The sequence below is a fragment of the Sporichthyaceae bacterium genome (assembly GCA_036493475.1).
GTDB lineage: Bacteria > Actinomycetota > Actinomycetes > Sporichthyales > Sporichthyaceae > DASQPJ01.
The window spans coordinates 86,106-96,023 of the sequence record DASXPS010000046.1; the positions used below are offsets into that span (position 1 = coordinate 86,106).

At 69.3% G+C, this 9,918-nt stretch carries 11 protein-coding genes; 4 read left to right on the forward strand and 7 right to left on the reverse strand.

Annotation, left to right across the window (positions count from 1 at the left end; translation table 11 throughout):
* Nucleotides 1-58 precede the first annotated feature (58 nt).
* Genes VGJ14_05115 through VGJ14_05125 form a run of 3 tightly spaced genes read right to left on the reverse strand, consistent with a single transcriptional unit; the run spans nt 59 to nt 2,495 of the window.
* Nucleotides 59-634, reverse strand: a complete 576-nt coding sequence (locus VGJ14_05115; GenBank protein ID HEY2831784.1) for a nucleotidyltransferase family protein — start codon at nt 632-634, stop codon at nt 59-61.
* The gene (locus VGJ14_05120; GenBank protein ID HEY2831785.1) at nt 631-1,329 is read right to left on the reverse strand and encodes a histidine phosphatase family protein; all 699 of its coding nucleotides are present in this window, start codon (nt 1,327-1,329) and stop codon (nt 631-633) included. The genes VGJ14_05115 and VGJ14_05120 overlap by 4 nt, the downstream gene beginning before the upstream one ends.
* The gene (locus VGJ14_05125) at nt 1,326-2,495 is read right to left on the reverse strand and encodes an acyl-CoA dehydrogenase family protein (protein HEY2831786.1); all 1,170 of its coding nucleotides are present in this window, start codon (nt 2,493-2,495) and stop codon (nt 1,326-1,328) included. The genes VGJ14_05120 and VGJ14_05125 overlap by 4 nt, the downstream gene beginning before the upstream one ends.
* A gap of 79 nt (nt 2,496-2,574) precedes the next feature.
* Between VGJ14_05125 and VGJ14_05130 the strand changes: the two genes are divergently transcribed.
* From VGJ14_05130 to VGJ14_05140, 3 genes are read left to right on the forward strand one after another with little or no spacing between them, the layout of a single operon-like run.
* Nucleotides 2,575-3,789 (forward strand): CoA transferase, encoded by a 1,215-nt coding sequence (locus VGJ14_05130; protein HEY2831787.1) that lies wholly within the window; start codon nt 2,575-2,577, stop codon nt 3,787-3,789.
* Complete coding sequence (locus VGJ14_05135) at nt 3,790-4,695, forward strand: MaoC family dehydratase N-terminal domain-containing protein (GenBank protein ID HEY2831788.1); 906 nt, start codon at nt 3,790-3,792, stop codon at nt 4,693-4,695. It abuts the gene before it with no gap.
* Nucleotides 4,696-4,750: 55 nt separating this feature from the next.
* Nucleotides 4,751-5,953 (forward strand): acyl-CoA dehydrogenase family protein, encoded by a 1,203-nt coding sequence (locus VGJ14_05140; protein HEY2831789.1) that lies wholly within the window; start codon nt 4,751-4,753, stop codon nt 5,951-5,953.
* Nucleotides 5,954-6,045: 92 nt separating this feature from the next.
* Here VGJ14_05140 and VGJ14_05145 read toward each other — a convergent pair whose 3' ends face one another.
* On the reverse strand, nt 6,046-6,594 hold the full coding sequence (locus tag VGJ14_05145) for a Uma2 family endonuclease (GenBank protein ID HEY2831790.1): 549 nt from the start codon (nt 6,592-6,594) through the stop codon (nt 6,046-6,048).
* A gap of 108 nt (nt 6,595-6,702) precedes the next feature.
* Between VGJ14_05145 and VGJ14_05150 the strand changes: the two genes are divergently transcribed.
* Nucleotides 6,703-7,080, forward strand: coding sequence for a cupin domain-containing protein (locus VGJ14_05150; GenBank protein HEY2831791.1), 378 nt, complete (start codon nt 6,703-6,705; stop codon nt 7,078-7,080).
* Nucleotides 7,081-7,118: 38 nt separating this feature from the next.
* Here the strand turns inward: VGJ14_05150 and VGJ14_05155 are convergent, their stop codons facing one another.
* The 3 genes from VGJ14_05155 to VGJ14_05165 form a co-directional block, all read right to left on the reverse strand.
* A complete protein-coding gene (locus VGJ14_05155) occupies nt 7,119-7,805 on the reverse strand; it encodes an SDR family NAD(P)-dependent oxidoreductase (GenBank protein HEY2831792.1) in 687 nt (228 codons plus the stop codon).
* Between the two features lie 32 nt (nt 7,806-7,837).
* Nucleotides 7,838-8,425, reverse strand: a complete 588-nt coding sequence (locus VGJ14_05160) for a TetR/AcrR family transcriptional regulator (GenBank protein ID HEY2831793.1) — start codon at nt 8,423-8,425, stop codon at nt 7,838-7,840.
* Nucleotides 8,426-8,507: 82 nt separating this feature from the next.
* Nucleotides 8,508-9,797 carry an AMP-binding protein gene (locus VGJ14_05165; protein ID HEY2831794.1) on the reverse strand — a complete coding sequence of 430 codons (1,290 nt, stop codon included), beginning with the start codon at nt 9,795-9,797 and terminating at the stop codon, nt 8,508-8,510.
* Between the last annotated feature and the right edge of the window lie 121 nt (nt 9,798-9,918).

Sequence of the window (9,918 nt, forward strand, 5' to 3'; positions counted from 1 at the left end):
GCGACCCTACGTCCGGATCGGTATCAAGCCCAACAACGTTCCGGGCGCCCGTTCCATTTCATTCCGCGCCCTTTTCGTCGGTAAAACGGGCCAGGTCGGCCGGGGTGTCGATATCCACCGGGTCACCCAGGTCGTCGCAGGGGACCGCGGTGACCGTCTCGGGGTGCGCGCTGAAATACCCGCGCGCGCCCTGGTCGCCCACCGCCGTCGCGGCCGCATCGGCCCAGGTGGAGCGGGCGAACAGCGCCGGGTTGCGTCGCTTACCGGCGTAGGTGGCCACCGCCACCGCGGCCCCGGCGACGTGCGCGGCGATCAACCGGGCCACCACGTCCGGGCCGATCTGCGGCTGGTCCACCAGCGAGATGACCACCGCGCCGGCGTCGTCGGGCAGCGCCGCCAGCCCGACCCGCAGCGAGGAGCCCATGCCGGTGGCCCAGTCCGGGTTGTGCACCACGGTCGCGCCGGGCACCTCGACCTCGGCCGCGCCCAACACCACGGTGATGTCCGCGCAGCCGCCCGCGCGCAGCGTGCGCACCGCGCGGTCCACCAGCCGCTCGCCGTGCAACTCGACGAGCGCCTTGGGCATGCCGAGTCGGCTGCCCGACCCGGCCGCCAGCACCAGTCCGACAATCATTGCGGTGGTGGCGCTGAGGTGGTGAACGCGGGCGAGAGGTGCTCGGTGTCATTGAACCGGCGCACGATCCAGTGGTCGCCGTGCACGATCACCTGACTGATCGAGGAGTTGTCGCTGCCCATGAAGGCCAACGTCGAGCAGCCACTGGCCAACGCGATGATCTGTCCGATCACCCCGCCGTGGCAGATCACCGCGACCCGCTGATTCGGGTGCTCGGCCGCGATCCGACCGATGGCGCCGCGCACCCGCGCGGCGAACACATCCGCGCCTTCCCCGCCGGGTACCTCCGACCAACTGCCGTTGCGCAGCATCCGCATCATGCGCGGGTCCTTGGCGTTCGCCAGGCGGCGGAACTCCCCGCCCTCCCACTCGCCGAGCTGGACCTCCCGCAGGTCCGGATCGATGGTTGGCTTCAGGCCGACCTGGTCGATCAGCGGCGCGACGGTCTGCTGGGTGCGGCGCAGCGAGGAGACGTAGAGCGCGTCCAGGCCCGCCTTGGCCAGCCGGGCGGAGACCAACACCGCCTGCTCCCGACCCGTCGGGGAGAGCTCCGGGTCGGCCTGACCGGTGGCGGTCGTCGGGAAATCGTCCGCGGGCATCGCCGCGGATTCCCCGTGCCGTACCAACAACAGGTCGCAGGCCCCCTCCGGGATGCGGAAGCGGTACTGCGGATAGAACTCCTCGTCCTCGTTCAATCCAGTCCCCCACGGCGCATTAACTGACGGATGATCACATCACGTTGGATCTCGTTGGTGCCCTCGCCGACGATCATCAACGGGGCATCGCGGAAGTAGCGCTCCACATCGAACTCGGTGGAGTAGCCGTACCCACCGTGGATGCGCACGGCATCGGTGGCCACCTCCAGTGCGACCTCGGAGGCGAACAGCTTGGCCATGCCCGCCTCCACGTCGCTGCGCAGCCCCGAGTCGTACCGCTGCGCGGCATGCAGGATCAGCTCCCGCGCCGCGGTCAGCTTGGTGGCCATGTCGGCCAGATAGTTGCCGATCGACTGGTGCTGCCAGATCGGCTTGCCGAACGCCTCACGGTCCTGCGCGTAGCGGAACGCGTCGTCAAACGCGGCCCGACCCACCCCCAGCGCGCGGGAGGCCACCTGAATGCGACCCACCTCCAGGCCCTGCATGAACTGGCCGAACCCCTTGCCCGCCGCGCCGCCGAGCAGGCCCGCGTCGGGCACCTCGTGCTCATCGAGCACCAGTTCGCAGCTCTCCACACCCTTATAGCCGAGCTTGCCCAGGTCCTTGGACACGGTCAGCCCCGGGCCGTGCTCGGCGAGCAGGATGCTCATGCCGGTGTGCGGCGGGTCCGCGCTCGGGTCGGTGCGGCACAGCACCGCGATCACCCCGGCCCGCCGCGCGTTGCTGATCCAGGTCTTGGTCCCGGTCACCCGGTAGCCGCCGTCGATCTTGCGCGCGGTGGTGCGCAACGCCTGCAGGTCCGAGCCGCCGCTCGGTTCGGTCAACGCCATCGCGGCGCGTACCTCACCGGTGGCCATCCGGGGCAGCCAGTGGTCCTTCTGCTCCGGGGTGCCGAACTTCTTGATGAGCGTGGCCACCACGGTGTGCGAGCCCACAGCACCCGCCAGGCTCATCCAGCCGCGCGCCAGTTCGGCGGTGACCAGCGCGAAGCACGGGGTGGACACCGGGGCCTCACCCCATGGTTCGGGGATCGCCAACCCGAACACGCCGATCGCCTTCATCGTCTCGATGAGCTTGTCCGGGTAGGTGTTGGACTTCTCCAGGTCGTGCACCACCGGGCGCACGTCTTTGTCGACGAAGTCGCGGACGGTCTCCAGGACCGCGGTCTCCACCTCGTCCAGCGCGTGCACTGTGTTCCATCCCATCGTCGACGGCCCGTTTGCTCACCAGCCCACCCGATACGGTGCCAGTACCCCCGCCGGCACCTGAGGAGGACCCCGACCGATGGGTGTTACCGGACCGCTGAGCGGTCTGCGGGTGATCGAGGTCTCCTCGTTCGTGGCCTCTCCGTTGGGCGGCATGACGTTGGCTCAGCTGGGCGCCGAGGTGATCCGGATCGACCCGGTGGGCGGCGCCCCGGACACCCGCCGCTGGCCGCTGGCGCAGTCAGGTACGTCGCTGTACTGGACGGGGCTGAACAAGGGCAAGCGCTCGGTGATCCTGGACACCCGCAATCCGGGCGGGCAGCAGGCGCTACAGCAGTTGATCACTGCGCCCGGCGAGGGCGGCGGAATCCTGCTCACCAACCAGGCAGGGCGCGGGTTCACGTCCTACCAGACGTTGGCGGGGCTACGTTCCGACGTCATCGTGGTGGAGCTGACCGGCCGGGCGGACGGCTCGCCGGCGGTGGACTACACCGTCAATGCCGAACTCGGCTTCCCGTTGATCACCGGTCCGGAGGAGCTGGCCGGCGCGGTCAACCACGTGCTGCCCGCCTGGGATGTGGCCTGCGGGCTCTACGCGGCGCTGGCCATCGTCGCCGCCGAGCGGCACCGGCGGCTGACCGGCGAGGGTTCGTACGTGACCGCCGCGTTGGGCGATGTGGCGTTGGCCACCGCGGGCAATCTGGGCATGCTCGCCGAGGCCGAGTTGGGCGCGACGCGGGAGCGCATCGGCAACCACCTGTTCGGTGGCTTCGCGCACGACTTCGCCACCGCGGACGGCAAGCGGGTGATGGTGGTCGCGTTGACCCCGCGCCATTTCAAGGATTTGGTCGCGTTGACGGGGATGACCGAGGCGGTGGACGCGGTCGAGGCCGCGCTGAAGGCGGACTTCTCCACCGACGGTGGCCGCTACACCCACCGCGACGTACTGGTCGGGTTGCTGCGTCCGTGGTTCAGCGGACGTCCGCACGCCGAGGTCGCCGCCGGGCTCGCGTCCACCTCGGTGCTCTGGTCCACCTACCGCACATTTCACGAGGCCGTCGCCGCCGCGGTCGACAACCCGATGATGTCCGTCCTCGACCAACCCGGCGTGGGCCCGTACCTGGCACCGGGCAACCCGTTGAACTTCGCGGGCACCGACCGTCGTCCGGTGGTCGCGCCCGCGTTGGGGCAACACACCGAGGAGGTGCTCCGCAACGTCGCGGGGTGTACCGAAGCACAGATCGCGGACCTGTTCGCGGCCGGCGCCGCGGTCGGTCCGCAGCCGGGAGGCTGAGTGAGCGCCACCATCGAACGGCCCAGCAACACCGCGGAATCCCCCTCGCTGCGGGACATCGCCGCGCAGTGGCGTCCGGAAACCATCGCGCAGTACGAACGCATCGACATCACCCCCACCGCAACGTTCGCGGGTCTGCTGGACCAGCCGGTGCCGGTGCGCGGGGAAGGTGACCCGCTGCCGCCGCTGTGGCACTGGCTGCACCTGTTGGACCGGCCCACGAAGTCCGAGGTGGGTCCGGACGGGCACCCGTTGCAGGGCACCTTCCTGCCGCCGATCCCGGACCGCCGGCGCATGTTCGCCGGTGGGCACCTGATCCAGCACGCCCCGTTCCGGGTCGGCCAGGAGGTCACCCGGGTGTCCACGGTGACGAACGTGGCGGTCAAGCAGGGCAGCACCGGAGAAATGATGTTCGTGACCGTGCGGGACATGTTCACCGCGGGCGGCGTGCTGCTGGCCGTGGAGGACAAGAACATCATGTACCGCTGCGGGGATCCGGCCCGCCCGCCGCAGAATCCGAGCACCGCGGCGCCGCCACCGGTGGACAGCGTGTGGCAGTTGCCGTTCCAGCCCGACCCGGTGACCCTGTTCCGGTTCAGCGCGCTGACCTACAACTCCCACCGCATCCACTACGACCAGGACTACGTGGCCAGGGTGGAGCACTACCCGGACCTGATCGTGCACGGTCCGCTGCTGGCCATCCTGTGCCTGGAGCTGCCCCGTCGGTACGCCCCGGAACTGACGCTGACTCAGCTTGCCTTCCGGGCGCGCAACACCGCGTACTGCAAGCACAAGATCCTGGTGCACGGTAGCCCGCGGGACACCGGCTCCGGGGTCACCGCGGAGCTCGCGGCGGCCACCGGCGATTCATCCGGCGCGATGACCGCCACCGCCGTCTTCGGCTGACCGACCGAAAGGTAACCTCGGGGTCACGTCAATTCCGGGACAGGAGCAGCCACCGATGGGCCGACTCGCGCAAACCGAGAACCTCACCGACGTGCAGGAGGAGATCCTGCGCACGGTGCGTGATTTCGTGGAGAAGGAAATCATCCCGAACGCGCAGGCCCTCGAGCACGCCGACGAGTACCCGACGAAGATCGTCGACGGGATGAAGGAACTCGGCCTGTTCGGGCTGACCATCCCGGAGGAGTACGGCGGCCTCGGGGAATCGCTGCTCACCTACGCGCTGGTGGTCGAGCAGATCGCGCGGGGGTGGATGAGCGTCTCGGGCATCATCAACACCCACTTCATCCTCGCCTACATGCTCATGCAGCACGGCACCGACGAGCAGAAGCAGCACTACCTGCCGCAGATGGCCGAGGGCCAGGTGCGCGGTGCGTTCTCCATGTCCGAACCCGGCTGCGGGTCCGACGTCTCGGCAATCACCACCAAGGCCAAGCCGGACGGCGACGACTTCGTCGTCAACGGCGCGAAGATGTGGCTCACCAACGGCGGCTCGTCGAACCTGGTCGCGGTGCTGGTGAAGACCGACGAGGGCGCGGAGTCGGTCTACAAGAACATGACCGTGCTGCTGGTGGACAAGGAGCCCGGCTTCGGTGAGGTCGCCAAGGGCCTGATGGTGCCCGGCAAGATCGAGAAGATGGGCTACAAGGGCGTCGACACCACCGAGATGGTCTTCGACGACTTCCGCATTCCGCAGGCCCAGGTGCTCGGTGGCGCCGCGGGTCGGGGCCGCGGTTTCTACCAAATGATGGACGGCGTCGAGGTCGGACGGGTCAACGTCGCCGCCCGCGGCTGCGGCGTCGCCATCCGCGCCTTCGAACTCGGTGTGGCTTACGCCCAACAACGCGAGACGTTCGGCAAGAAGATCGCCGAGCACCAGGCCGTGATGTTCCGCCTGGCCGACATGGCCTGCAAGGTCGAATCCGCGCACCAGATGATGACGATGGCCGCGCGCAAGAAGGACTCCGGCCAGCGCAACGACCTCGAGGCCGGCATGGCCAAGTACCTCGCCTCGGAGTACTGCCACCAGGTGGTGGAGGACTCCTTCCGCATCCACGGCGGCTACGGGTTCTCCAAGGAGTACGAGATCGAGCGGCTCTACCGCGAAGCCCCCATGCTGCTCATCGGCGAGGGCACCGCCGACATCCAACGCATGATCATCGGCCGGCGGTTACTGGAGGACTACAAACTCCGCGGCTGATCCCGCAACCTCTCATGATGTACGACAGGTGCACCTTCAGGGTGTTCACGCTGATAAATGACCGAGCGGGCGCGGACGTCGGTCGCTGCTGGTCAGTCGGCCTCGTCAGCAGCCACCAGTGCCGCGAGATCAACTGCGACGCCGAATGGGTCTGGAAGATCGAGAACCGCACCTGACGAGGTCAGCAGGTAACGGTCAGTGCTCAGGCCGAAGGTGTGCGCCACTGGACCGCCCTGCTCGACGCGGACGTACAACGGAATCCCGGCCTGTGCGTACAGGGGCGGTTTGATTGCCCGGTCGGCGGCGACGCTGCCGGGGCTGACGATCTCCAGCGCGAGCAGGACGTCGCTCGCATCGAACACCTTGACCTCGGTGAGCGGCTTCGTCACCACTACGATGTCGGGAACCAGGATCCGATCGCGACCTACCCGCACATCGACGGCCTGCAGTACTCGCGTACCGGGCGGGTGAGCGCGTTCCAGCACCATGGCCAACAGCAATGACAAGCGCTGATGACGGTCGGTCGGCGACGGACTCATCAGCAGGGCACCGTCGAGCAACTCGATCCGCCGATGGTCCTCCGGCAGCGCGAGAAAGGCTTCCTCGGTCCAGGCGCCCCGATGGGTCTCGATCTCGGACATGACAGACACAGCCGCACCACCTTTCCATCCATCGTCGCACCCTGGCGGCGGGGACCGACAGTTCCGCCCGCGCGTAGGCTGCGGAACCCCGACCGCGGAGGTGGCGCCGTGCACGATCCCGTCCAGGTGATCCGACCCGACGACTTCGTCGAGGCCGACCCGACGCCGGGGATGCGGCGGCGCAACGCCTTCCAGTCGCCCGGCCTGTGGGCGGGTGTGGTGCACACGCAGCCGGGGGCGATCTCGGGCTGGCACCACCACGGCGAGCACGACACCAGCCTGTACGTGGTCGAGGGCGCCATGCAGCTGGACTTCGGGCCCGGCGGGGCCACCACCGTGCGGGCCGAGGTCGGCGACTTCATCCACGTGCCGCCGCACGCCGTGCACCGCGAATCCAACCCGACCGACGGGGTCAGTTCCGCGGTCATCGCGCGGGCCGGCACCGGCATCCCCACCGTCAACGTGGACGGCCCCGACCCCGCCTGACACCCCATCCTCGTCCGGCGATGTTGCGGGGGGTCGGGTCAGGCGCGGCCGTAGACGCGGACCTTGGTGCCGGTCACGGCCCGGGACTCCTCGCCGCACAGGTGCAGGATCACCGCGGCGATTTCCGCGGGCGCCACCCAGCGGGTCCAGTCCGCGTCCGGCATGGCAGCGCGGTTGGCCGGGGTGTCGATCACCGAGGGCAGCACTGCGTTGACCCGGATGTTGTCCTGCCGGTACTCGGCGTTGAGCGCGTCGACGAAGGCGGACACCGCCGCCTTGCCGGTGATGTAGCCCGCGGCCCCGGAGAATGGCTGCTCGGCGGCGCGGCTGGACACGCACACCACCGCTCCCCCGCCACTCGCCAACAGATGCGGCAATCCCGCGGCGGTGACCAGGTAGGTGGGCCGCAGGTTCAACGTGAGCTGGGCCTCGAAGTCCTTGATCGAGGTCTCGTGCACTCTCCCACCGGCCGCGTAGCCGCCAACCAGGTTCACCACGGCGCCCAGGGGTTGGGCCGGATCCGCGGCGGCGAGCACCACCGCCTCGGCCACCGAGGCGACGTCGGTCAGGTCAGCCGCGATCAGTTCCGCGCCGGGTGCGGACGCGGACTCCATCAGTTCGGGCAGCACCGGCACTACCACCCGCCAGCCCGCCTTGACGAATGCGTCGGTCACCGCCCCACCGAGCCCGCCGATGCCCCCGGTGATCAACGCCGTGTTCGCCATGACCCCTTTCTACCGGCCCGTCCACCGGCCCGTCACAACGAGGTGCGCAGTCCGTCCAGAGTCAGCGCGACCACGGCGTCGCCGATGTTGTCCGGGGTCAACCGACCACCCGGGATGTACCACTCGATCAGCGAGTTCACCGTGCCGAACAGCAGCCGGGCGGCGAGGTCGGGGTCGATGTCGGAGCGCAGGTCGCCGTCCGCGGCCGCCTGCCGTACCAGGTCGGCGACCCGGCGGTCGAACTCGCGGCGGCGGGCCAGCGCCGCGCGTTCCACGTCGGTGTTCCCGCGCACCCGCAGCAACAGCGTCACGTGCGGCTGTTCCTCGGCGAGCACCTGCACCGCGGCGCGCAGCAACTGCTCCAGTCGCGCGACGGCGGGCCCGGTGTCGGCCGCCTCGAGCACCCCGAACAGCCCGTCCAGCGCCCGATCCAACGAGCGGCGCAGCAACTCTTCCTTACCGCTGACGTGGTGGTAGAACGACGACTTCGTGATACCCGCGGCCTTGGCCAAATGCTCCATGCCGGTGGCGTCGTAGCCACGCTCGGTGAACACCTGCGCGGCGACCGCGAGCAGCGACTCCGCGTCGTAACGCGGCCGGGCGACCGCGGGCTCGCTCATTGGCGCACCATCTCGGTGAGGCGTCCGCCGAACAGTGAGCTATAGCTCACGGTCGGGCGGACGCCCGGTGGGTGGAGGCGGCTCATGACAGGCCGCGTTCGTCGAGGACCCGTTTGGCCTTACCCACCGAACGTTCCAGCGTGCCGGACTCGACGATCTCGATGTCGGCGCGCAGACCCAGCTCCTCGAGCAGCCCCGCGCTGAGCAACTGAGCCAACCGCTCGCGTTCCGCGGCGTCCACGCCGGCCCGGCACTCCGCGCGCACGGTGAGTTCATCCAGCCGGACCGGGCGACGCAGCACGCACACGAAGTGCGGGGCCAGGCCGACCTTGAGCACCACCTGCTCGATCTGCGACGGGTACACGTTGGCCCCGCGAATGATCATCATGTCGTCGGCGCGGCCGGTGATCCGTTCGATGCGCCGGTGGCCGGGCCGTGCGGTGCCGGGCAGCAACCGGGTCAGGTCACCGGTGCGGTAGCGGATCACCGGGAAGGCCTGCTTGGTCAGCGAGGTCAGCACCAACTCCCCGGCGGTGCCGTCCGGCAGCACCTCCCCGGTGGCCGGCTCGATGATCTCCGGACGGAAATGGTCCTCCCAGATGTGCAGCCCGTCCTTGGTGTCCACACACTCGATCGCCACGCCCGGCCCGAGCACCTCGGACAGCCCGTAGATGTCCACCGCGTCCATCCCGAAGCGGGTCTCGATCTCGGTGCGCATGGCCTGCGTCCACGGCTCCGCGCCGAGTATGCCCACCCGCAGCGAGGTGCTCGCCGGGTCCACACCGAGCCGGTCCATCTCATCGGCCATCGCCAACAGGTAGGACGGGGTGACCATGATGACCTCGGGCCGCAGGTCCTGGATCAGCTTGATCTGACGCTCCGTCTGACCACTGGAGGCGGGCACCACGGCGCAGCCCAACGCCTCGGCACCGGCGTGCGCACCCAGCCCGCCGGTGAACAACCCGTACCCGTAGGCGATGTGCACGGTCATACCCGGCCGGGCACCGGCCGCCCGCATACCGCGGGCCATCAACCCGGCCCACATGTCCAGGTCGGCCGCCGTGTACCCGACCACGGTGGCCAGCCCGGTGGTGCCGCTGGAGGCGTGAATGCGGGCCAGTTCTTCGCGCGGCACCGCGAACCGGCCGAAGGGCTGGTCGGCGCGCAGGTCCGCCTTGGTGGTGAACGGGAAGCCAGCCAGGTCATCCAGGGAGCGCAGGCCATCCGGGTGCACCCCCGCGGCCTCACACGCCTTGCGATACGGCGCCACGCGCTCGTGGGTGTGCCGCACCGACTTCGTCAACCGGTCCAGCGCGACCTCGGCAACCTCGTCGGCGGAAGCGGATTCGATCGCTTCGGGCTGCCGACTCATGTCACCATCGCTCCGTCCGAACCGGGCTGGGACTCGCGAATGACACGGGTGCGACCACGGAACTCCGCGATCACCTCATCGCCACGGGTGATCGTGACGTCGTACAGGCCGCTGCGGCCGA